The following is a 22,960-nucleotide window of genomic DNA, read 5'->3' on the forward strand; positions in this document are numbered from 1 at the left end:
GATTACTTCATCATCGCGCAAAACGTTTCCGGATTGCCGTCAAGGATGACGCCGCTTGGCCAGCGGTGGCTGCGCTGCTGGGCGCGCAGCAGGGACGCGGCCAGGGCCGAGTCGCCATCGACGGCATACACGAAGACGGGCATGTTCAGGCTGGCCGCATCGGCCAGCAAATTCGGATTGGCATCGAGGCTGCGCGCGTCCACGTGCACGCCCGTGGGCATGCCGATCTGCTGCTGCACGCGCTGCAGCCAGGGCTTGTCCAGCTTGGGCGGACGGGCATTTTTCGCGATATAGCGGCTGACCCGGTTGGCGCCGGCCGCCTGCGCATTGCGCGCATCAAACACGAGCAGACCGAGGTAACCGTGCGGATCGGCGCGGCGCGCGCAAGCGAGGTTGTTCGGCACGCCCGACGTCAAAAACCAGTTGCCATGCTTGATGTTGGCGCGCAACTGCGCCACCAGCGTATTGATGGGCGCGCACGACGGCACGACATCCTTGATTTCCGCATTCAGGGTCTTGGCCGGGAACGCGGTGGCCAGGTCGGCCACATCGCTGACGAACGGCGGCGTTTCCGGCGTGGCCACGCCACGGTTCTTCATGCTGGCCGCGCGCCAGTCGTCGGCCGTCAATTGTTTCACGGTGCGGGGCGATCCCGTGTCGACGACCCGGCCCGTCAGCAGATCGTGGTGCACCACCCAGCTGCCGTCACCGAGCAGCTGCAAATCCGTCTCGACGCCGTCCCAGGTGCCGAAATACGTGTTGCGCAGCGCGCTCAGCGAGTTTTCCGGCGCATTGCCGGCGCCACGGTGGGCATGCACCTTCATGCCCTGGCAGTCGGCCTGGACGGCCGTGCTGGCCATGCACAGCAGCAAGGCCAGGGCGGCCGCCTTATTTCTTTTCCGGGTGATAACCATATTCGAGTCCCTGCAAAATATTGATGCGGATCGCTTCGTTGACGGGGTAGCTGTAGCCCTGCCCCACCGCCACGACGTGCGTGATATTGGCCAGCAAGCCCTTGCCGGCGATTTGCCAGCGCGTGCTGTCGCCGTCGGCCTGGCGGTTCCAGTCCAGCATCTGGCGGAACAGCTCGCTCTTCGTGACATTGTTGTCCGACAGGCTGAAGATGCCCCAGGTTCCCAGGAAGGCGCCGGCCAGCACGCCCGTGGCGATCCAGGCGGAACGGCGGCTCAGCTGGCCATCGGCGCCCGCCTGCTCGCCCCGGCGCGCCGCCAGCACCAGCAAGCCCACGGTGGCGATCAGGTACAGCAGTTTCGAAAAGTGGCCGATGGCGCCCAGGAGCGAAAAGAACAGGGCCACGGGCGGCACGATGGCCGCGCGCGCCGCTTCCTTGCCCTCCGCATAATACTTGCCATGCACTTCGAAGTCGCTGCGGCTGGCGCGGTACTCGACCAGCTTTTCCGCCGTCTGGCGCGCGGCGAACTGGTCGAACAGACGGCTGAACTCGGCGGGACTCGCATACGCGTCCTGCACCACGGCGCCCTTCGGCAGCCGCAAGCCCTTGCTCGCCTCGCTGCCGTCGCCGCCGTCCGGCCCGTCGCGCAGCACGGCCTGTATGCCGGGGCGCGCCACGAAGGCGGGGAAGGACAAGCCCGGCGGAATGCGGTCGCCCTTGATAGTCAAGCCCTTGCCGGCCGCTTCCGACGCATAGCGGCGCTTGACGGCCGCGCGGAAGCTCAATTGATCGGCGGGATGCCAGTTGGCCGACACGGGCACCTTCTTGCGCACATTGTTGACGACGGCCGCCTTGCGCCGCGCCGGCACGGAATGCGGCTGCCAGCCGTGGCGCGACAGGCTTTGCCGGTAATCGTTCCACGCCGATTCCTGCTGCTGGCGCAAGCCCGCGTCGTCGTCGGGAATGATACCCGAATACAATTTCCACTTGTCATGCACTTCGCCGATCGCCTGCTGGTACTTGTCGTAGTAGCCGGCCGCGCCGCCGGCGATCTTGCGGACGTTAAAATTGATCAACTGTTCCTTGGCCGGCTCCATGCGCTCGTCGAGGTGGCCCACCGACACGGCCAGAAACGGAAACAGGGCGAGGAAAGCCTTGCCTTCCGGCTTGGCAAACAGGGTGGCATCGTCGACCAGGCCCTGCAATTGCAGGCTGCCGCCCACCAGCGAGCGCTGCATCAGGGTGGTGTTGAAGGCCAGGCGGCGAAATTGCGCATCGCGCGTTTCCACCAGCACCGTGACCGTCGTCTTCAGGATGCCGAATACGACCGCGGCCGTGGCGATGCAGCAGAAGATGATCTTTTTCCAGCTGGGGCCGCTGCCATTGTTCTTCAGCCGGCGGCGCCACATCAGTTGCAGCACCACCAGCGCGGCGGCGATGCCCGACAGGCTGCGGCCATAGAATTCCACGCCCTCCACGTCGTGCGGCTTGACGTCGCCGCCCACCACGTCGAGCAAACGGGCATTGAAGCCCAGCTCGCAGCACAAATAAATGATCGTCAGGACGATCAGGATCAAGGTCTGCCGGATTTGCAGACTGCGCAGACTCGCGGCCATCTTATTTCCTCAGATCGATGACGACGGGCTTGATCTCTTCAGCCTGGAAGATCATCGGCGCGGCCGCCGGCGCGGCACCGCGCGGGGCGGGCACGCTGATGGCGGGTGCCGCCGCCCTGGCCGGAGTTTCCTGGCGGCGCGGCTTGGCGCTGGCGCGGCTGCCCGCTTTCGGCGCGGCGGCCGGGGCCGATGCCGGGGCCGGCGGGGCCGGGATCACGCGCCCGCTGTCGCTGCCGCTGCCAGGCACGGTGGCGATGACGGGGCCGGTAGCGCGCAAGCCGTCGTCGGCAAACGGCTGGGCGCGCGTATCGACGCCGGGCGGCACGGCCACGCTGGCGTTGAGCAGGCGGTTGTCCGTGTAGATCATGCGCGACAGGCGGTTGTAGTTGGGAAAGTCGATATTCAGCGATTTCGCGTCCGCCGCCAGTTCCACGCGGGGGCGGTCCTTGCAATTGCCCACCGTCCACTGCAGCACGTCCGTGCCCTGGAAAGCCAGCACTTCATAGCGGTAGGCGCAGCCGCGCTCCTGGGTTTCGACGATCACCACCGTGCGCTCGCCCACGTTTTCCACGCGCGCCACGCGGGCCGTCATCGCGTTGGCCAGCGGCACGACGCGAAACGCCTGCGACAGCTTGATCGAATACTTGCCTTGCGGATCCTTGCGCAAGGTGCCTTCCGTGCCGTCGCGCAGGCGGAAGGTGGACAGCGGCGTGCCGAACAGCTCGGCCGTATCGAGGCCCATCATCACGCCGCCACGGCCGTTCGGCGTCATGGCGCAACCCGTCAGCAGGATGCCGGCGGCCACGCTCAGGGCCAGCTTGCGCCAGTGCGCGGATGCAAAATTCTTATACGTTGTCATGCTTGATAACTTTCTCTTATTTCAGGATTCAGGGATTGATGACGGCCAGCGGATTGCCCGGGCCTGGCGGCGGCAAGACTTTCTGGCGGTTGCGCGACAGCACGGTGAAGGCGCCCAGGGTGTCCGGTCCGGCGACGATTTCCAGCTGCTCGCGCTGCAGCCAGGTGCGGATCTCCGCCTCCGTCGCCTCGGCGCGGAACAGCACGCGCGTGCGCACGCCCGTCTCGACGCCGCTGCCACTGCCGCTGCGGAATTCCGCATTGCCGACGACTGCCTGATCTTTCGGCAGGAACAGCCACGCCGATTGCACCACCATCACGCTGGCGGCCACGGCGGTGACGATCTTCAGCCAGCGGTTCGCATTGGCCGCCTTGATTGGCGCCGCCTGTGGCGCGGCGGCATCGGCCGAAGCGATCTGCAACTGCTGCAGCCCCTGGCGCAGCAGTTGCCGGTACGCCACGCGGCCATCCTTGCCCAGCTCGCTCGACAGGGGCGTGCCCGTCAGCGCATAGCCGTCGCCAGGCAAGGCCACGCGGGCGATCACGCCGGGCGCCGCCGTGGCCCCATTGGAACGGCCATGCAGCTCCAGCCAGCGCGCCGCCTGCAGGCGCTCCTGGCTGAACACGCCCAGGCAGGCGCCCAGGTCCGTCACGGCCACAGTCACGGGCATGTCGCACAGCACCAGGCCCGCGCGGGGGTCGGCGGGCGCGTCGCGCTCCTCGACCACGAGGCCGCAGGCATCCGCATACGCCGCGTCCGGCGTGACGAGCCAGCCGCGCCAGCGCTGGCGCGTGCTGTCCCAGGCATCGAGCAGCACGGCGCCAAAGCCGGGGCAACGCGCCAGCAGGTGGATTTGTCCGCCCGCGATGGGCCGCCCGGCCAGGGGCGCCGCGTCGCTGCGGCGCGCAAAGCGTTCCATCAAGTGTTCCGGCACGGCAATGCCGCGCCAGTCGGGGGGAGTACCCGCCACGTCCGCGTCCAGCAGCTCGGCGGAAGTCGGCGGCGATGGCAGGCGCGCGGCAACGATGGCCAGCGAGGGCGTCAATGCAGTCATGCCGGTGGCCTTTCATCAGGGTTCGGGTGGGTGGACACGGGGTCCATGTGCAGGGATAACGCGGCCACGCACAGAATATCCAAAACTATTTGCGCCGCCTGCATATCGCGCGCGGTCAGCGCATCGCCCACGCGCAGCTTGAGCAGGGTCAAGACCCAGCTGCCCAGCAAGGTGGCGCGGTGGGCCGGCTCGACGATCTGCCGTCCCGCGCTGGCGGGCTCGCCCTTCTGCCGGTGCACGAGACCTAATTTTCCGCCGTGGTAATGCGCGGAAGCGATCTGCTCGGCCAGTTCCTTGACGGGCATGCCGCCGCAGCCGCAATGACGCAGCAGCAAGATCAAATCGCGGGGCAAGGTGGCGATAAAAACGTCGGCCGCTTCGCGCACCGATGCCGGAGTCAACTGGTAGTCGCGCAGCGGCGCGGCATAGGCGTCGGGCGCCTGCAAGTCGCAGCCCTCCTGCGCATCGGCGTCGTCGTCATCGCGCTGTTTGCGCAGCTGGTCGATGATGAAGCGCTTGAAGTACAGGAACAAGGCGCCGACGTGGTGGGGCGCGGCGTCGCTGTCGCCGTGCAGGACTTTTTCGATGAAGAACTGGTGGCGCAAGTCGGCCAGCGAGTCGCCGAGCGAGGCCGCCTCGCGCGGGCGGCACGGCGTCAGCGCGGCAATGACGCGCTGGTAAAACTCGCCTAGTTCGCCTTGTGTCAGCCGCTGGCGGCGCGTCCAGAAGTCATGAATCCGTTCAAATTGTTCCGATTGCAAAGCCGGTCCGATCGTGTGTTGGGCGGCACGCGCCACTGGCCGGCGGCGATACCCACCGTGCGCTGGCCAGACAAGAGAAACTTGTCAGTAAGGTAAAATGCATTTAGGCAATTTTCTCATATCACAGTCAAAATCGCTAACTTTTGTTACTTTCACGACAATCCCCGAGACCCCGATGCAACGCCTGATTCCCCTGTTTTTCAGCCTGTTCTTTTTACTGCTCAGCAACGTGGCGCTTGCCGCTGCGGCTCCCGGCAAGCGCATCGCCCTGGTGATCGGCAACGCGGCCTATCCGCAGCCGTTGCTGAACCCTGTAAACGATGCGCGCGCCATGGCCGAGCGCCTGCGCCGCCTGGGCTTTGAAGTGCTGTTGCGCACGGACATCAATGCGCAACAGCTGCAAAAGGCCTCGGCCGAGTTTTCCACGCAGGCGCGCGGTGCCGATATCGCCCTCGTGTTTTACGCGGGCCACGGCGCACAGGCGGGCGAAACCAATTATGTGTTGCCGCTGGGCGCCAACATGAATGCGCTCAGTGCGGCGGCCATCGCCGCGCAGGGCGTGTCCGTTTCCAGCCTGGCGGGCGACCTGCAGCGCACGGGCGCGCGCGGCGCCGTGCTGATCCTCGATGCTTGCCGGCAGGAATATACGCGCGGCGGCGCCGTGATGGTCCCTGGCGGCGGCAATGCGGCCAGCCACGGCTTTGCCGACACGCAAGCGCCGCGCGGCGTGGTGATCGCCTATTCGGCGGGACCGGGCGCCCTGGCGCGCGATTTCTGGTCGCCCGATTCGCGCAACAGCCCGTATACCAGCGCCCTGCTCGACGCGCTCGACGCCCCGGGTCTGCCGATGAGCGACGTGTTCTCGCAAGTGGCGGCCAGGGTCGCCACCATGACGCACGACGTGCAAAAACCGCGCGTGTCATTTGGCGAAACGTCGGCGCGCCTCGTGCTGAACATGGGCAGCGGCAAAGGCGTCAGCCAGCCTCCAGCCAGCGTGCTGGCCGGCGCGCAAGGACAGGGCGGCATGCGCGCACCGGTCCCGGCGCCTGCCCCAGCGGTGGAAAAGCCGGCCGCACCGGGCGCCAGGGTGTGGCCAGGCAATGTGCTGCAAGACATCAACTATGAAATCCGCATGCAGATCGCGGCACGGCCGTTTCCCCGCCAGCAGCTGGAAAAGCGCGCACGGGGCGGCGATCTGGTGGCGCTGACGGCGCTCGGCTACGGCATCGGCGGCGGCGATGCGGGAATAAAACAGCCGAAGGCGGGCATGCAATGGCTGGAAAAGGCGGCCGCGAAAGATTTTCCTATCGCCCAAACCTACCTGGCCGAATTGCTGATGGTCAAGGGTGACCCGGCGTCATTGAAACGGGCGGGCGTGCTGCTGGACGCCGCCTCGCAAGCCGGCTACAGCCCCGCCCATGCGTATAAATTCGACCTGGCGCGGCGCACGGGCGCACCGCCGCAGGATGCGGCCCGCCATTTGCAGGACGCTTTCATGGGCTTGATGAAGGATTACCAGGGCGTCGCCAAGGACGTATTACAGCCGCCGAAAAAATAACTCAAAATAATTTTGGATTTCCCTGAACTGCCCCCGTTATCCGTGGGTACATGCAATACAGCATGACAGTGACCAGGGAAATCTTATGCACACATCCAGCCCGGCAGCAACCATTACCACCGGCCAACGGGGCCGTATCCTCGCCTACCAAGCAAGCGGACAGGGTTCCGTCAGCGTGGCCGGCATCCAGCATGCCTTCGACGTGGCCACCCACTGGCGCTCGGACGTGGCGCCCGCCATCAACGCCGTCGTCGACGTGCGCTTCGACGACGCCGGCGGCCTCGCCACCGTCACGGCCATTCCCGCCCAGCAGCTGGCGCAGGAAGACATGGCCGGCGCCGCCAAGCTGGCGCGCGACAAGGGCCAGCAACTGTGGGGCCGGGCCGTCTCGGCGCTCGGCGTCAAGGTGCTGGGGGCTCTTGGCGTGCTGATCGCCGGCGCCTTCATCTTCAACACCATCGGCATCCGTTTGTTCGCCTCCGTCTCGCGCACCTATTGGCAACTGCTGGGCCTGTCTGCGGACAGCCTGGAAAGCTTTGCCCGCGATGGCGGCAGCGGTTTTACCTCGGCCCAATTCTTCTTCCTGCTGGCCATTACCGCCTGCTGCGCCACCATGGCCAGCAGTCACCCGAAAGCGGCGCTGGGCAAGTGCGCGCCGCTGCTGTTCATCATCGTCCACAGCAGCTTGCTGTTCATCAAGATCAAGGGCGCCGTCAGCGACGCGGGCAACGCCATGGGCGGCATCATGGGCAGCCGCGCGGCCCGCATGGCCGAGCAGATGGCCACCGAAATGCTGGGCCAAGTGTGGCAGGGACTGTCGTTCGGCATCGGCTTTTACCTGGTGCTGGCGGCCAGCATTGTCCTGGCCGCTTACGGCATCGGCGAATACAAACGTAAAACCATCGGCTAAGTCACCTCACACATTCACTAAAGGAAATATCATGAACCGTACCCTGCCCGCCCTGCTCGCCATCGCCGTGATCCTGTCCGCCTGCGGCAAGACCGACACCGCCACACCGGCCGCCTCCGCCCCCGTCGCCGCGAATGTCGCCGACATGGCCGCCAAGGCTCAAGTCAAGGCGGCCGCCGCCAGCCTGCCGCAAGCGGATGCTGCCACGCCAAACGCCAGCTATATCGACATCACCAGCGGCAACCAGTTGATGTACAGCTACATCGCCCTGTCCGGCGTGCCGCCCGACTACGCGGCCGTGGCGCAGCGCATCTCGCGCGAATATGCGGGCAGCAACGACGCCTTCCGCAAGCAGGAAGTGCTCGACGCGCTGAAACCGCAGATCGACGCCAAGGTCAATGAAGCCAAGACGAAACGCTACCTGCGCTACCAGATCAACGGCCAGGGCGCGCTGTCGCCGTACGCCATGGACAAGGCCGCCTTCCCCGCCAAGTTCGCCGAAGCGGGCACGTATTACTACATGTACGACAACGGCGACTACAAGCTGGCGTTCAGCAACGGCGACGGCTACGCGCTGCTGAAGGTGGACCAGGAGGCGGCGCGCAAGATCGAGGCGGCCCGCAGCGGCTACAAGGACTTCGCCATCATCGTGTATGCCTACGCCCAGGAAGCGGACATGGCCAGCAACCAGGTCAAGGCGCAGATCGTCAAGGTGGCGATCAAGCTGAACGGACAGGAAATTCCTGTGCAGCAAGCGCTGTAAACCCAAGGGCAGGTACCGGGGTCGGACCTTCAGGGTCCGACCCCAGCCTTCGCTTGGGTTCACGACCTCGCCACTTGCAGTTACACTATTCGCCAACAACATCGAGAGTGAGACATGGGCGAACAGACACTGGCGGAACAACAGCTGGCCAAGGGCCGGCAACTGCAGCAGCAAGGCAAGCTGATCGAAGCGATCAACGCTTACCAGGCTGCTTACAAGCAAGATCCGGCCCTGGCCGAAGCGCAGCATTTCCAGGGCCTGGCGATGCTGGAACTGGGCCAGGGCACCATCGGCCTGGGCCTGTTGAAACTGTCGCTCAGGCAGCAGCCGGAGAACCCTCTGTTCCACTACAACCTCGGCAACGTGCTGCGCGGCACGGACAGCGAGGCGGCGCTGGCCAGCTACGCCACGGCGGCGCGGCTGGCGCCGCACGAGCACGATTTCGCCATCAGCCATGCGGAATTGTTGATGGGAAAACAGCGGCTGATGGAGACCATCGCCGAACTGGAACGTGCCCACGCCCTGCGCCCCCAGCGCTGGCAAACCCTGCAGGGCCTGGCCGAACTGTATTACCGCACGGGACAGCAGGAACTGGCCTTGGCCCGCTATGCGCAAGCCCTGGCGCTGCATCCGGCGCTGGCGCAAACGTGCTGCATCGGCTTTGCCAGTCCGCAAGCGGAACAGGCAGAAACATTGACGCCGCTCAATGTCGCGGACACCCTGCACGATTTTATCCGTGAAACCGACCTGCACATCCTCGACGATTTCCTGCCCGATCCGGCCGCCTGGCGCGCCCAGGCGCTCAAGCTACCGTTCGAGCAGCAGCGCTATGCGGGACAGAATTATCCGGGCAGCCAGACGGCGGGCCAGCCCAGTCAAGCCATCATGGAGCGCATCGCCACGGCGCTGGGCCGCCCCATCCGTTTTATTTCGCCCGACAACGGTTCGTATCGCCTCAGCTATGCGGACGCCATGGCGCGCACGGATATCCACGTGGACAACGAGACGGGCAACAATTTCAATTTCTATGCGGGCGTGCTGTATCTGAACCCGCCCGAACAGTGCCAGGGCGGCACCACGTTCTGGCGCCACCAGCCCAGCGGCTGGTACCGGCGACTGCCCGAGGCGGACGTCAAGGCGGGCGGCTACGCCAGCTTCAAGGATTTCCAGAAACGCTGGCTGCCGAACAGTAAAGTACAGAAATTCAACGACTTACAGGAACAGCGCGACAGTTGGCAAGCCCTGCTGGAAGTGCCGATGCGCCACAACCGGTTGATCGTCTACAAGGGCCACTACTTTCACTCGATCAGCAATGTGTTTGGCGACACGCCGGAAAATGGACGATTGGTGCAGCTGTTTTTCTTTGAGGTGCCGGATTAGGCGTAACGGGCAATTGTCGGATTACGCCCTGCGGGCTAATCCGACCTACCAGTCACCGGACCATGCGTAGGTCGGATTAGCGGAACGCGTAATCCGACACAACCACCGCCTCGGGTCAATACATGTCGGCGGCCGTCGCCCGTACCGCTTTCAACAGCATATCCGCCCCCGGAGACAGCAAATGATCCTGCTGGCGGATGATGCCGAAGGCATCCATCTTGCACGGCAGTTCGATGGGCAGAATGCTCAGCACGTTCAGCGACTCATAGTAATGGGCGACTTCCGTCGGCATCACGTGCAGCGAGTCCGTCTGCTGCAGCAATGACGTGATCAAGAGCAAGGCCGTCGTGTCGACCACGTCGACGGGCGGCTCCAGGCTGGCGCGGCGGAACATCATGTCGAAACGGTGGCGCAGGATGCTGCCTTGCGGCGGCAATATCCACGGCTGGGCCGCCAGGTCCTTCAATTGCAGATTCTTGCGCGACAGCAGCGGGTGGCCATTGCGCGCCACGGCGCTGGCCGGCTCTTCCGTCAATTCTTCATAGATGAGGCCGGCGCTGCTTTCCTTTTCCAGGATGCGCCCGATCATGAAATCCAGGGTGCCGTGCTGCAGCATGTCCATCAGGGTGTTGCTGTGTTCCAAATGCACGCCGATGCGCATCAGTGGCGCCTGCTGCTTGATGCGGGCAATCGCGCGCGGCAGCAAGGCCATGGCCGGCGTCATGATGACGCCCACTTCCACCTGGCCCGTCAGGCCTGATTTCAGGGCGACGATGTCGTCATGCGCCAAGGATAGACTCGTCAGCGCCATGCGCGCGTGGCGTATCATCGTTTCGCCGTAGATGGTCGGCTCCATGCCGCGCGGCAAGCGGTCGAACAGGCGCACGTCCAGCATCTCTTCCAGGTCCTTGATTTGCTTGGACGCGGCCGGCTGCGTCATGTGCAATTCTTCCGCCGCGCGATGGATGTTGCGCTGCTCGTCAAGGGCGATCAACAGCAGCAATTGCCGCGTCTTCAGGCGGGCTCGCAAGAACCAGTTGGGGTTGAGGGTATCCATGAATAAATCATATCATGATCGATATCAGTTTTTCACTGATATCGACCTTATTGATATCGGTGTGTCTCCTTTTTGTGCGTCGTCAACGAGCGGTCACGATGCCTTGCAGGCGGCGCTGGGATTGGGTGCCGGGCCAGCCGTTTGCTGGATGAATTCGATCGTGCCGTCCGGCTTGTATTTCAGCTCTTCCACAGCCACGGAACGCCGGTATTCCCCGCCGCCGGGCAACTTGTCGTTGTGATAGAAGATGTAGGACTTGCCGTTGAACTCGATGATGGCCTGGTGGATGGTTTTCACGACGGCATTCTTGTCCATGATGGTGCCGCGAAAATGCCAGGGGCCCGTGGGCGTGGGTCCCGTCGAATATGCCGTTTCTTCCGGGAAGTTGCGCGAGTACGACAAGTAATACGTGCCCGCATGCTTGTGCATATAGGCCGCTTCCGTAAACGCATCCATGCCGAAGGTCAATATCGGGCCATCGAGCTCCGTCATGTTGGCCTTGAGCTTGGCGTATTTCAAGACCGTGTTGCCCCAATAAATGTAGGCCTGGCCATCCGTATCGATGAAGACGGCCGGGTCGATGTCGTCCCACGGGATCGCCGTCTGCTTCGTCATGTCATTCGTGATCAGGGCACTGCCGCGCGCGTCGACGAAGGGGCCGGTGGGGCTGTCGGAGACGGCCACGCCGATGGCCTTGCCGGGAATGGTCTTGTGGTCGACGGTCGAATAGAAATAGTATTTGCTGCCGCGCTTGACGATGTCGCCCGCCCACGCATCCTTGCCGGCCCAGGCAAAAGTGGAAAAGCGCACGGGCGAGCCGTGGTCGGTCCAATTGGCCATGTCGCACGAGGAATACACGCGCCATTCGTTCATCCGGTAATCCGTATCCGTGGCGCTCGCTTCATCGTGGCCCACGTACAAATATACCCGGCCATTGTCGACCAGCGCGGCCGGATCGCCCGTGTAGATATTTTTCACGATGGGGTTGGCCGCCTGCGCGCCGCATGCCGCACAGGCGAGCACCGCCGCCATGCCAATGGCGGCACGTGTGTGTTGCTTGAACATCAGATTAACTCCCGTTGGTATTTTTCTGGCCCATGGCCATCAGTCTTTGCACGACGCAAAAGACGAACAGCAGTCCTCCGATGACGATCTTGGTCCACCACGAGCTGAGCGTGCCGTCGAAGGCGATCAGGGTCTGGATAGTGCCCAGCACGAGCACGCCGGACAGGGCGCCCGCCACGTAGCCGTAGCCGCCGCTAAGCAGGGTGCCGCCGATGACGACGGCGGCAATCGCGTCCAGTTCCGTGCCTTGCGCATGCAAGCCATAGCCGGACAGCATGTAGAACGAAAACAGCACGCCGCCGAGCGAAGCGCAAAAGCCGCTGAAGGCATAAATGAAGACCTTGGTGCGGCCCACGGGCAAGCCCATCATCAAGGCCGACTGCTCATTTCCGCCGATCGCATACACGGCGCGGCCGAACGGCGTGGCGTGCGCCAGCCAGATGGCCAGCAGCAGGGTCAGCACGGCGATGACGACGCCGGGCGAGACGAAGCCGCCGAGAAAGCCGAGTTGCGTCTGCGACATGGCGACGAACAGCGGATCGTCGATAGTGATGGAATTGATGCTGATCAAATAGCACAAACCGCGCGCCAAAAACATGCCGGCCAGGGTGACGATGAAGGGCTGCAACTTGAAATAATGGATCAGCGCGCCCATGCCGGCGCCAAACACGGTGCCCAGCGCCAGCACGGTGACGATTACCAGGAGCGGCGGCCAGTGCGCCACGTTCAGCAGCCAGGCAGCGATCATGGTCGACAGGGCCAGCACGGAACCGACGGACAGGTCGATGCCGCCGGAAACGATGACGAAGGTCATGCCGACGGCGATCACCAGCAAAAAGGCGTTATCGATCAACAGGTTAAAGATCACTTGCGTCGACAGCAAGCCCGGATAGGCGGCGCCGCCCAGGCCCAGCATCACCACCAGCAGCAGGACCGTGACGAGCGAGGTGAAATACGGGGTGTGCAGCAAGCCCTTCATGCTTTTCTCCGATGCAGCAATTGCTTGAATTCCGACGATTGCGACAGGCAGACGAGGAACACGACGACCGACTTGACGACCATGTTCACTTCGGGCGGCACGCCAAGCGAATAGATCGTGTACGTCAGGGTCTGGATGATGAGCGCGCCTATCATGCTGCCGACCAAGCTGAACTTGCCGCCGGCCAGGGACGTGCCGCCCAGGGTGACGGCCAGGATGGCGTCCAGTTCCAGCATGAGGCCCGCATTGTTCGCGTCCGCGCTCTTGATGTTCGAGCTGATCATCAAGCCCGACAAGCCCGCGCAGGCGGCGCAAAACACGTAGACAAAGAAAATCAATGTCGCCGTCCGGATGCCGGCCAGACGCGCGGCGACCGGGTTGATGCCGACGGCCTGGATGAACAGGCCCAAAGCGGTTTTCCGCATCAGCACGGCGGTGATGATAAACACGGCCGCGACGAGGAACAGGGAAAAGGGCAAGCCGAACAGGTAGCCGCTGCCGATGAAAAAGAACGGTTGATAGTAGACGGTGACGATCTGGCCATCGGTCAGCAATTGCGCCAGGCCGCGGCCCGCCACCATCAGGATCAGGGTGGCGACGATGGGCTGCAAGCCCAGGCCAGCCACCAGCACGCCGTTCCAGGCGCCGCACAGCAGGGCCGCGCCCAGCGCCGCCGTCAGGGCCCAGCCCATGGGGATGTTGCTGACGTAAGTCGGCACGCCATTCTCCATCACCATGGTGCCGCCGATCAGCATGGCGGCCACGGTGCCGGACAGGGCCACGACGGCGCCCACGGAAATGTCGATACCGCGCGTGGCGATGACGAGGGTCATGCCCAGAGCCGCCAGCATCAGCGGTGCGGCGCGGTTGACGATGTCGATCACGCTGCCGTACAGGTGGTCATCGCGCACTTCCAGATGGAAAAAGCCGGGGATGGCAAAGAAATCGACCAGCAGCAGCAAGCACAGCGCGGCCAGGGGCCGGCTCAGGGGGTGGTGTAAAACGGTATGCACAATGGAAGAATCCGTGGTGGCAGCCGCCCGCGCCGCAGGGGCGGCGGGCGACGGTGTGGTCATGCTCATGCTGTCTCTCCGGCAATCACTTGCAGCACGGAACTGTCATCGAGCTCGCCGCGCGCATAGTCGCCGCAGGCCTTACGGTCGCGCATGACCACAATACGGTCGCTGCAGCGCAGCACTTCGGGCAGTTCGGACGAGATGAACAGAATCGCCATGCCCTTGCGGCACAGCTTGCTGACATAGCTCATGATTTCCTGCTTGGCGCGCACGTCGATGCCGCGCGTCGGTTCGTCGAGAATCAGCATGGCGGGCGACGTCACGAGCCAGCGCGCCAGCAAGGCTTTTTGCTGATTGCCGCCCGACAGGCTGCCGATGGGCGTCTCGATGCTGGCCGTCTTGATGCCCAGCGCCTTCACATATTCGTCGGCCAGCGCCTGCTGGCGTTTGAACGGGATGGCGCGCAGCAAGCCCGTGCGGGCTTGCAAGGCCAGGATGATGTTTTCGCGCACGGACAGCGACAAAATCGCCCCCTCGTGCTTGCGGTCTTCCGAGCAGAAACCGATATCGCGGGCAATCGCGTCGCGCGGCACATTGAAGTGGCGCGGCTGGCCCTGCATGGTGATCGTGCCCGAGTCGGCCTTGTCGGCGCCGAACAGCAGGCGCGCCAGTTCCGTGCGGCCCGAACCGAGCAAGCCGGCCAGGCCCAGCAATTCACCCTGGCGGATGTGGAAATCCATGGGCAGCAAGGCGCCCTTGCGGCCCAGTCCTGTTGCTTCCAGCACAGTCGGGCCGAAGCTGGCGGCGCCCGCTTCTTGCGCCAGATCAAGCTCTTGCGCCACGGTATCGGCCGCCACGCCGATCATCTTGTTCACCAGCGCCAGGCGCGACAGTTCGCTGCACGCATACTCTCCTTCGCGCTCGCCATTGCGCATGACCGTGATGCGGTCGGAAATGGCGTAGGTCTGGTCGAGGAAGTGCGTCACGAACAGGATCGCCATGCCCTGCTCGCGCAGACGGCGCAGCACGGAAAACAGCAGATGGACTTCCGCCTCGTCCAGGCTGGACGTGGGTTCGTCGAGGATCAGCACGCGGGCCGAAATATTCAGCGCGCGCGAAATGGCCACCATTTGCTGGATGGCCAAGGGAAAGCTGGACAGTTGCGCCGTGACATCGATATCGATCTGCAATTGCTGCAGCAAGGCACGCGCCTGTTGCTGCATGGAACGCCAATCGATCGGGCCAAAGCGGGCACCGAAGCGGCGCGGGTAGCGGCCGATAAAGATGTTTTCCGCCACCGACAGGTTCGGACACAGATTGACTTCCTGGTACACGGTGCTGATGCCGAGCGCCTGCGCATCCGAGGTGGACGCGGGGACGATGGGCTTGCCGTCAAACAGAATCTGGCCGCTGTCGGGCGTGTAGACGCCCGTCAGCACCTTGATCAGGGTCGATTTCCCGGCGCCGTTTTGCCCCATCAGGGTGTGCACTTCGCCCGGATACAAGCGCAGGGCAACATCGCTGAGGGCTTTGACGCCGGGAAAGGATTTGCTGATGCCGCGCAACTCCAGCAAGGGAGCTGGCGCGGCCGTGTGATGCGCTTGCGTATTCATCATGCGGCAAGCTTAGTACTTACGGTTCGGAAATTCCTTGGCGGCCACCTCGGCAGGGAACACGCCTTCCACCGTCGTGATGCGCGCTGGCACGGGTTTGCCGGCCACCACATCGCGGGCGATGGACATCAGTTGCGGGCCCAGCAGCGGGCTGCACTCGACGGTGACATTCAGCTTGCCGGCGATCATGGCTTCGAACGCGCCTTTGACGCCATCGATGGAGATGATGATGATGTCCTTGCCCGGTTTCATGCCCGCTTCTTCAATGGCCTGGATGGCCCCGATGGCCATGTCGTCATTGTGCGCGTAGAGCACGTTGATCTTCTTGCCTTCCGCCTTGAGGAACGCTTCCATCACTTCCTTGCCCTTGGCGCGCGTAAAGTCGCCCGTTTGCGAACGGATGATCTTCAGCTTGGGATTCTTGCCGATGACTTCCTGGAAGCCTTCCTTGCGGTCGATGGCCGGCGCGGAACCGACCGTACCTTGCAATTCGACGATGTTCAGTTGCGCGTCCGGGGTTTTCTTGGCATAGTCCAGCAGCCATTGACCGGCGCGGCGGCCCTCTTCCACGAAGTCGGAACCGATGAAGGTCACGTACAGCGATTTATCGGCCACGTTGACGGCGCGGTCCGTCAGGATGACGGGAATCTTGGCAGCCTTGGCTTCGCGCAAGACCGTATCCCAGCCCGATTCCACGACGGGCGAGAAGGCGATCACGTCAACCTTTTGCGCGATGAACGAGCGCAGGGCCTTGACCTGGTTTTCCTGTTTTTGCTGCGCATCGGCAAATTTCAGGGTGACACCATCTTTCTTGGCCGCCTCCTTGATGGAGACGGTATTGGCGGTGCGCCACTCGCTCTCGGCGCCTACCTGCGAAAAGCCCATGACGAGGGGCTTGGCGGCAAACGCGGACGAGGTAGCGAAGGTGGTGGCGGAAGCGGCCAGCAGCATGGCGCTGGCGAGGAGTGTACGGCGTGTCAATTTCATTCTTGTCTCCAGTTTTTTTTTGGAATACCATCACAGCCGGATGCCGGATGGGCGGTTTTTTATGAACCCATGGTAGGAGAAAGCAACATAGCCATCCAATCAATTCTTTTTCGCTTGCGATACCGATTTACGTATCACCTGCCGCCCATCCCCTGCTCCGCTTACCGTTTGGCGGCCGGCAATTCGCGGCTCTGGTAGCGGTTCAAGTCGCGCGGGTCCACCTGCGGCCAGCCCTCCTTGTCCCACGTCATGGGCAATATCTTGAGCTTCTGCAAATAGTTGTCCGCCGTTTCGTAGGCGTGCAGCACCAGGTAATCCTTGCCGTCAAACGTGTAGGCGCTGTTGTGGCCCAGTCCCTGCCAATCCTTGTCGCCTTTCAAGACCACCGTGCCGCCGCCCTGCGCCATGTCGCGGCCCTCCTTGTCCAGATACGGCCCCGTCACGCTCTTGGCACGGCCCACGGCCAGGTGATACGTGCTTTTTTCCTTCTGGCAGCACAAGCCCCAGGAGACGAACAGGAAGTATTCATTGCCGCGCTGAAAGATGAACGGCGCCTCGATTTCCTCGGGCGCGGGCTTGAATTCGCCCGGGCGCGGCGGCAGCGGCATGCGGCGCGCCAGCGAGTGCCACTCTTGCGGTTCCGCAATGGTTTTCCAGTCGGCGTTGAGTTTCACCAGCTTGATGCCGTTCCAGAACGAGCCGAAGGCCATCCACGGCGTGCCTTTGGCATCGGTGACGATGTTCGAGTCGATGGCATTCCACTCGTCGCGCTCGGGCACCGATTGCAGCAGCATGCCCTGGTCGACCCAGCGGTAATCGGGCGAGCGGGGATTCAGGGTGGTGTTGACGGTCACGCCGATGCCGGACGTGTTCTTGCCGAAGCCGGACACCGAGTAGTACAGGTAATATTTGCCGTCATGGAACTGGACGTCGGGCGCCCAGATATGGTCGTCAAACGACGGTGCGGCCGTCTTGGCCCAGGTCGGCTGGCCCGCGAAGACGCGCCCTTCCGGCTGCCAGTCGCGCATATTCTTCGAACTGTAGAAAGTGATGCCGGGGCCCGTGCTGTACAGATAATACGTGTCGCCTTCCTTGGCCATCACAGGGTCGTGCACGCTGACCTGGGCCGCCTGGACGGGGCTGAACGCAAGCATGGCCGCCAAGACCATCATTGTCGAAAATTGCATCGTGTTCTCCACATGGCCAGCCGGCCCGTCATGCGGGCCGGCTGGATACCTCAAAATTGGCAGGTTTATTCGACCGCCACCACCACCACCGCCTTGGCGGGCACCGACACGGTCAGCTTGCCGCCCTGCGCCTGGGCATTGAACGCCACCGGCTGCACGGCTTGCGGTTGCGCAAAGCTGTTGACGGCATCCATCTTGCCTGCGGTCAGCACGCGGCCCGTGACCTTGGCCGCCGGCTTGCCGGCCAGCGCCACGCTCACGTCGACGGCCTTGTGCGGGTTGGTGTTGACCAGGGACAAGTACACCTTGCCATCCCTGGCGCGCGCGGCCGAGGCGCTCACTTCGGGAATGCTGACCTTGCCCAGGCTGTACTTGCCATTGCCGCTAATGGCAACCGGCAAGGACGTGGCATCTTGAAACGGCACATACATTTCAAACGCGTGATACGTAGGCGTGAGGAAATATTTATCCTTGTCCGTGATGATCATCGCCTGCAGCACGTTGACCATTTGCGCGATATTCGTCATGCGCACCCTGTCCGCGTGGGCATGGAAGATATTGAAGTTCAGGGCGGCCACCAGCGCATCGCGCAAGCTGTTTTGCTGGAACAGGAAACCCGTGTTGGTGCCCGGCTCCACGTCGTACCAGGTGCCCCATTCATCGACGTACAGGCCCGTCTTTTTCGACGGGTCGTTCTTGTCGATGGCGGCGAGATTGTTCTTGATCAAGCTATCGATGCGCAGGGTACGGCTCAGGGTGGAAATCCACTCATTTTCGCCAAAGCCCGTGGCGGCGCCCTTCTTTTCCCACACACCGGTCGGCACCGTGTAGTAATGGAAACTGATGGCATCCATCATGTTCGGCTTGATCTCGCGGCTCAGGGTGCTGGACCAGCTGATGTCGTCGTCATTGCCGCCGCTGGCGATGAATTTCGGGCGCGCGCTTTCCGGCGTCTTCATGAAGGTGTGATAGTGCTTGTACAGGTCGGCATAGTACTGCGGGCGCATATTGCCGCCGCACCCCCACGCTTCATTGCCGATGCCAAAGTAATCGACCTTGTACGGCTGGGCGCGGCCATTCTTGCGGCGCAGTTCGGCCAGGGTCGATTTGCTGTCCGAGGTCATGTATTCCAGCCATTCGGACATTTCCTGCGGCGTGCCGGAACCGAGGTTGCCGTTGATATAGGTCTGCGCGCCCAGCAACTCGGCCAGGTCAAAGAATTCATGCGTGCCGACGGCGTTCGACTCTTCCACGCCGCCCCAGTTGGTGTTGACCTTGGTCGGGCGCTTGTCGCGCGCGCCGATGCCATCCTTCCAGTGGTATTCATCGGCAAAACAGCCGCCCGGCCAGCGCACCAGCGGCACGTGCAACTGTTTCAGCGCGCCCAGCACGTCATTGCGCCAGCCCTTGGTGTTCGGAATGCTGGACTCCGGCCCCACCCACATGCCTTCGTAGATGCCGGTCCCCAGGTGTTCGGCGAACTGGCCGTAGATGTTCTTGTTGATCACGGAACCGGGCCTGGCCACGTCGATGGTGACGCTGACGGGCGCGGCAAAAGCGCTGCCGACGGCCATGGCCAGGCTGAGGGCCACGATGCTGGTATGGATGAATTTCATGCTGTCTCCTGTTTTTTAGTGAAAAGCAAGGGCCGGGGGTCAACCCCGGCGCAATCTGGATGTGGCGATGCCTCTCCGGCTACGGAGTGGGAGGCATACACGAATGGGGTAAGGCAGGAAGGCCCGCGGCCGACAAAACGTCCAGGGCTAGGCGCCTTGCCGAAGACAGTACGACAGTACGGCTAGGCAAGGCAACAACGCCCTGGACGTTTTGTCAGACCCAGCCGGCATCGACGATGAATTCCTGGGAGGAGCACATCGCGCCGTCGTCCGACGCAAGGAACAGCACCATGGCGGCGATGTCCTGCGGCATCAGTTTATTGGGCAAGCACTGGCTTTTCTTGATCTCCGCTTCCGCCGCGTCGTCGACCCACAGGTCGATCTGGCGCTGCGTCATGACCCAGCCGGGCGTGACCGTGTTGACGCGGATATTGTGAGCGCCATAGTCGCGCGCCAGGCCCCGCGTGAGGCCCACGACGGCCGCCTTGGTGGTGGCGTACACAGGATAGCCGCCCGACTTCATGTGCCAGGAAATCGAGCTGACGTTGATGATGGAACCGCCGCCCCTGCGCTTCATGCCCTCGAACACCGCCTGGCAGGTGAAGAACATGGGACGTTGATTGATCGCAATGCGCTCGTTCCAGTATTCCAGGGTGACGTCCTGCGCCTGGTGGCGCTGGTCGTTGGCGGCATTGTTGACGAGGATATCGAAGTCGCCCAGCTTCTGCGCCAGTTCCGCCATGACGGCTTGCAAGGATGGAATATCCGTGATGTCGCAATAGCGGAACAGGGGCGCCGTCAGGCCCGCTTCAGCCAGGCGGCGGCACAGGGCCTCGCTCGCTTCCACGGCGATGTCGACAAACGCCACCAGCGCGCCCTGGGCGGCAAACTCCGCCACCAGGGATTCGCCGATGCCGCTGCCGCCGCCCGTGATGAACACGCGCTTGCCCTGCAAGCTGCCATATTTCGCCAATTGCTTCATCTTGTCTCCACCTGTTTATTTTTATGTACACGTGCACCACAGCGTACCGCATTCGATATGCGGCTCGCCGTGTTGTTATTCCTTGCCCAACACGCCGTCCTTGCGGCGCCAGATACTGAGCGGATTATCATCGCGCAGCGACTCCGGCAGCAAGTCCTGCGGCAGGTTCTGGTACGACACGGGACGCAGGAAGCGGTTGATGGCCGCCGTGCCCACGGAGGTGCTGCGGCCGTCCGAGGTGGCCGGGAACGGGCCGCCGTGCACCATGGCCGTCGACACTTCCACACCCGTCGGGAAACCGTTGGCCAGGATGCGGCCCACGCGGCGTTCCAGCACGGGCAGCAAACGGCGCGCGTCTTCCAGGTCGCCCGCATCCATCTGCAAGGTGGCCGTCAGCTGGCCTTCCAGGCTTTCCGTGATCGCCAGCAATTGCTCGATGTCGCGGCACGCCACCAGCAAGGACGCCGGGCCGAACACTTCATCGCGCAAATCGTGCCTGGCCAGGAAGGCCTCGCCCGAGGTGACGAACAGGGCGGCGGCGCCCTTGCCTTCCTCGCCCGTGTTTTGCACCAGCGGCGTCACGTCCGCGTGCTGTGCCAGCGCGGCGACGCCCTTGGCATAGCTGCTGGCGATGCCAGCCGTCAGCATGGTGGCGGCAGGGGCCGGCGCCAGCGCTTCAGCGGCGGCGGCGGCAAACGCCGTGAAGTCAGGACCTTCCAGACCCAGCACGAGGCCGGGATTGGTGCAGAACTGGCCCACGCCCATCGTCAGCGACGCGGCAAAACCGTTGGCGATCGCCGCGCCACGGGCAGCCAGGGCTTGCGGCAGCACAAACACGGGGTTGATGCTGCTCATTTCCGCATACACGGGAATCGGCTGCGGACGTTCCGCCGCCACCTTCATCAGGGCGATGCCGCCCGAACGCGAACCCGTAAAGCCCACGGCCTGGATGGCCGGATGGGCCACCAGCGCCTGGCCGATACCGTTGCCCGTGCCCGTCAGCAAGGCGAACACGCCGGCCGGCAGCTTGCAGATGGCAATCGCTTTCACAATCGCGCGCGCCACCAGCTCGGACGTGCCCGGATGGGCCGAATGGGCTTTCAGGACGACGGGGCAGCCGGCAGCCAAGGCCGAGGCCGTATCGCCGCCGGCCACGGAAAAGGCCAGCGGGAAGTTACTGGCCGCAAACACGGCGACGGGGCCCAGGCCGATCATGCGCAAGCGCAAGTCAGGACGGGGCGGCACGCGGTCGGGCAAGGCCGAATCGATGCGTGCATCGGTCCAGGAACCCTCGCGCAGCAAGCCCGCAAACAGTTTTAATTGACCGACGGTGCGGCCGCGTTCGCCTTCCAGGCGCGCGCGAGGCAAGCCGCTTTCCGTCATGGCGCGCACGATCAAGTCATCGCCCAGTTCGCCGATTTGCGCGGCGATGGTGTCGAGGAAGTCGGCGCGCTGCGCATCGCTGGTGGCGCGGAACGGGTCGAACGCGGCTTGCGCCAGACGGCAGGCTTCGTCGATTTGCGCTACGTCAACCATGTGGAAGGCGGGCGCGATGTGTGCGCGCGCGGCCGGGTCCCACGCTTCGAAGGAGCCGCCATTGCCTTTGACGGCGACGCCGCCGATCAATGCATCACCGGTGATATTGAAACTCATAATGTGCTCACTTTCGCAAATTCGGTTGGGAAGACGTCGAGGCGGTTGCGCAAGGCAGGGCCAAAGGCCGGCGCTTCGATTTCAAAGGTTTCGCCCGGCGCCACGCTCACGCCATCGGCAAAGCTCAGGGTGGCCGTGCCGAAGAAGTGCACGTGCACGTCGCCAGGGCGCTTGAACAGCGGATACTTGAAGTGATGGTGCTCGAGGTTGGCGATCGTGTGCGACATATTGTCTTCGCCGCTGACGAACGCTTTTTCCCAGCGCACATTGCCGGCCGCGTCGAGCACGCGCGAGGTGCCGGCGATATGCGCGGGCAATTCGCCCACCAGCAGGGCCGGGCCCACGCTGCAGACGCGCAGCTTCGAGTGGGCCAGGTACAGATAGTTCTGGCGTTCCGTCACGTGGTCCGAGAATTCATTGCCGATGGCGTAGCCGACCCGGTAGGGCTGGCCGTCATCGCCGATCACGTACAGGCCGGCGATTTCCGGCTCTTCGCCGCCATCGAGGGCAAAGTCCGGCATGCGCAGGGGCTGGCCGCCAGCGCGCACGATGGAGCCGTCGCCCTTGTAGAACCACTCGGGCTGGGCGCCGGCCGTGCCGTCGGCCGGCTTGCCGCCTTCCACGCCCAGGCGGAACATTTTCATCGAGTCGCTCAAGGATTCGGCGTCGCCGCCGATCTTCTTGTGCATGGCGTCGCGCGCGCCGGCGCTGCCCAAATGGGTCAGGCCCGTGCCCGTCACGTAGCAGTGCGCCTCGTCCGCATGGTCGAGCGGCGCCAGCAGGCGGCCGCTGGCGGCCACGTCCGCATACGCATGCGTGGCGTTGCCGACGCTGGCATTGACCAGCTCAGCCAGATTGATACGCTTGCGGATGGCGTCTTGCGCCAGCGCATAGGTCGTGTTGTAGCCTTCGATGACGCGGATGACGTCGTCTTGCAGCAGGCCGACGAGGCGGCCGCCGTTTTCATTCGTAAATTGCAGCAACAGCATAA

The 22,960-nt window shown here is 63.7% G+C and carries 20 protein-coding genes; 4 read left to right on the forward strand and 16 right to left on the reverse strand.

The features are described from left to right. Positions 1–2: 2 nt before the first annotated feature. The 5 genes from IGS60_RS10455 to IGS60_RS10475 are packed head-to-tail and all read right to left on the reverse strand — an operon-like array spanning position 3 to position 5,203. Positions 3–914: a glycerophosphodiester phosphodiesterase gene (locus IGS60_RS10455; protein WP_230504187.1), complete on the reverse strand. Its 912-nt coding sequence runs from the start codon at positions 912–914 to the stop codon at positions 3–5. Beyond that, a complete protein-coding gene (locus IGS60_RS10460) occupies positions 889–2,529 on the reverse strand; it encodes a hypothetical protein (RefSeq protein ID WP_230504189.1) in 1,641 nt (546 codons plus the stop codon). The genes IGS60_RS10455 and IGS60_RS10460 overlap by 26 nt, the downstream gene beginning before the upstream one ends. A gap of 1 nt (position 2,530) precedes the next feature. Then, positions 2,531–3,388, reverse strand: coding sequence for a hypothetical protein (locus IGS60_RS10465; protein ID WP_230504191.1), 858 nt, complete (start codon positions 3,386–3,388; stop codon positions 2,531–2,533). A gap of 28 nt (positions 3,389–3,416) precedes the next feature. After that, a complete protein-coding gene (locus IGS60_RS10470) occupies positions 3,417–4,442 on the reverse strand; it encodes a hypothetical protein (RefSeq protein WP_070313057.1) in 1,026 nt (341 codons plus the stop codon). Further along, entirely contained in the window at positions 4,439–5,203 is a 765-nt protein-coding gene (locus tag IGS60_RS10475) for a hypothetical protein (RefSeq protein WP_230504193.1), read from the reverse strand. Before IGS60_RS10475 ends, IGS60_RS10470 begins: the two co-directional genes overlap by 4 nt. Before the next feature lie 175 nt (positions 5,204–5,378). Between IGS60_RS10475 and IGS60_RS10480 the strand changes: the two genes are divergently transcribed. From IGS60_RS10480 to IGS60_RS10495, 4 genes are all read left to right on the forward strand, one after another. Beyond that, positions 5,379–6,761, forward strand: a complete 1,383-nt coding sequence (locus tag IGS60_RS10480) for a caspase family protein (RefSeq protein WP_230504195.1) — start codon at positions 5,379–5,381, stop codon at positions 6,759–6,761. Between the two features lie 85 nt (positions 6,762–6,846). Further along, positions 6,847–7,671, forward strand: coding sequence for a hypothetical protein (locus IGS60_RS10485; RefSeq protein ID WP_230504197.1), 825 nt, complete (start codon positions 6,847–6,849; stop codon positions 7,669–7,671). A gap of 31 nt (positions 7,672–7,702) precedes the next feature. After that, the gene (locus IGS60_RS10490; protein ID WP_230504199.1) at positions 7,703–8,434 is read left to right on the forward strand and encodes a hypothetical protein; all 732 of its coding nucleotides are present in this window, start codon (positions 7,703–7,705) and stop codon (positions 8,432–8,434) included. Positions 8,435–8,548: 114 nt separating this feature from the next. After that, complete coding sequence (locus IGS60_RS10495) at positions 8,549–9,814, forward strand: DUF6445 family protein (RefSeq protein WP_230504200.1); 1,266 nt, start codon at positions 8,549–8,551, stop codon at positions 9,812–9,814. Positions 9,815–9,929: 115 nt separating this feature from the next. Here IGS60_RS10495 and IGS60_RS10500 read toward each other — a convergent pair whose 3' ends face one another. The 11 genes from IGS60_RS10500 to araD1 form a co-directional block, all read right to left on the reverse strand. Further along, the gene (locus tag IGS60_RS10500) at positions 9,930–10,871 is read right to left on the reverse strand and encodes a LysR family transcriptional regulator (RefSeq protein ID WP_070219038.1); all 942 of its coding nucleotides are present in this window, start codon (positions 10,869–10,871) and stop codon (positions 9,930–9,932) included. Between the two features lie 93 nt (positions 10,872–10,964). Beyond that, the gene (locus tag IGS60_RS10505; protein WP_230504202.1) at positions 10,965–11,936 is read right to left on the reverse strand and encodes a glycoside hydrolase family 43 protein; all 972 of its coding nucleotides are present in this window, start codon (positions 11,934–11,936) and stop codon (positions 10,965–10,967) included. 4 nt (positions 11,937–11,940) lie between these two features. Further along, positions 11,941–12,915 (reverse strand): galactofuranose ABC transporter, permease protein YjfF, encoded by a 975-nt coding sequence (yjfF, locus tag IGS60_RS10510; RefSeq protein WP_070289435.1) that lies wholly within the window; start codon positions 12,913–12,915, stop codon positions 11,941–11,943. Further along, entirely contained in the window at positions 12,912–13,997 is a 1,086-nt protein-coding gene (locus IGS60_RS10515; protein WP_230504205.1) for an ABC transporter permease, read from the reverse strand. Before IGS60_RS10515 ends, yjfF begins: the two co-directional genes overlap by 4 nt. Next, positions 13,994–15,547 (reverse strand): sugar ABC transporter ATP-binding protein, encoded by a 1,554-nt coding sequence (locus IGS60_RS10520; RefSeq protein ID WP_230504206.1) that lies wholly within the window; start codon positions 15,545–15,547, stop codon positions 13,994–13,996. The genes IGS60_RS10515 and IGS60_RS10520 overlap by 4 nt, the downstream gene beginning before the upstream one ends. 9 nt (positions 15,548–15,556) lie before the next feature. Beyond that, positions 15,557–16,531, reverse strand: coding sequence for an ABC transporter substrate-binding protein (locus IGS60_RS10525; protein ID WP_121670845.1), 975 nt, complete (start codon positions 16,529–16,531; stop codon positions 15,557–15,559). A 161-nt stretch (positions 16,532–16,692) separates the two neighbouring features. Then, positions 16,693–17,718 (reverse strand): arabinan endo-1,5-alpha-L-arabinosidase, encoded by a 1,026-nt coding sequence (locus IGS60_RS10530; protein WP_230504208.1) that lies wholly within the window; start codon positions 17,716–17,718, stop codon positions 16,693–16,695. A gap of 65 nt (positions 17,719–17,783) precedes the next feature. Beyond that, positions 17,784–19,334: an alpha-N-arabinofuranosidase gene (locus tag IGS60_RS10535; RefSeq protein ID WP_306798478.1), complete on the reverse strand. Its 1,551-nt coding sequence runs from the start codon at positions 19,332–19,334 to the stop codon at positions 17,784–17,786. A 214-nt stretch (positions 19,335–19,548) separates the two neighbouring features. After that, positions 19,549–20,316 (reverse strand): SDR family NAD(P)-dependent oxidoreductase, encoded by a 768-nt coding sequence (locus IGS60_RS10540; protein ID WP_230504210.1) that lies wholly within the window; start codon positions 20,314–20,316, stop codon positions 19,549–19,551. Positions 20,317–20,391: 75 nt separating this feature from the next. Further along, positions 20,392–21,969 carry an aldehyde dehydrogenase (NADP(+)) gene (locus IGS60_RS10545; RefSeq protein ID WP_230504212.1) on the reverse strand — a complete coding sequence of 526 codons (1,578 nt, stop codon included), beginning with the start codon at positions 21,967–21,969 and terminating at the stop codon, positions 20,392–20,394. Continuing rightward, on the reverse strand, positions 21,966–22,958 hold the full coding sequence (gene araD1, locus IGS60_RS10550; RefSeq protein WP_230504214.1) for an AraD1 family protein: 993 nt from the start codon (positions 22,956–22,958) through the stop codon (positions 21,966–21,968). Before araD1 ends, IGS60_RS10545 begins: the two co-directional genes overlap by 4 nt. Positions 22,959–22,960 lie beyond the last annotated feature (2 nt).

Origin of the sequence: Janthinobacterium sp. FW305-128 (assembly GCF_020858135.1) — a bacterium.
Classification (GTDB): domain Bacteria; phylum Pseudomonadota; class Gammaproteobacteria; order Burkholderiales; family Burkholderiaceae_D; genus Janthinobacterium.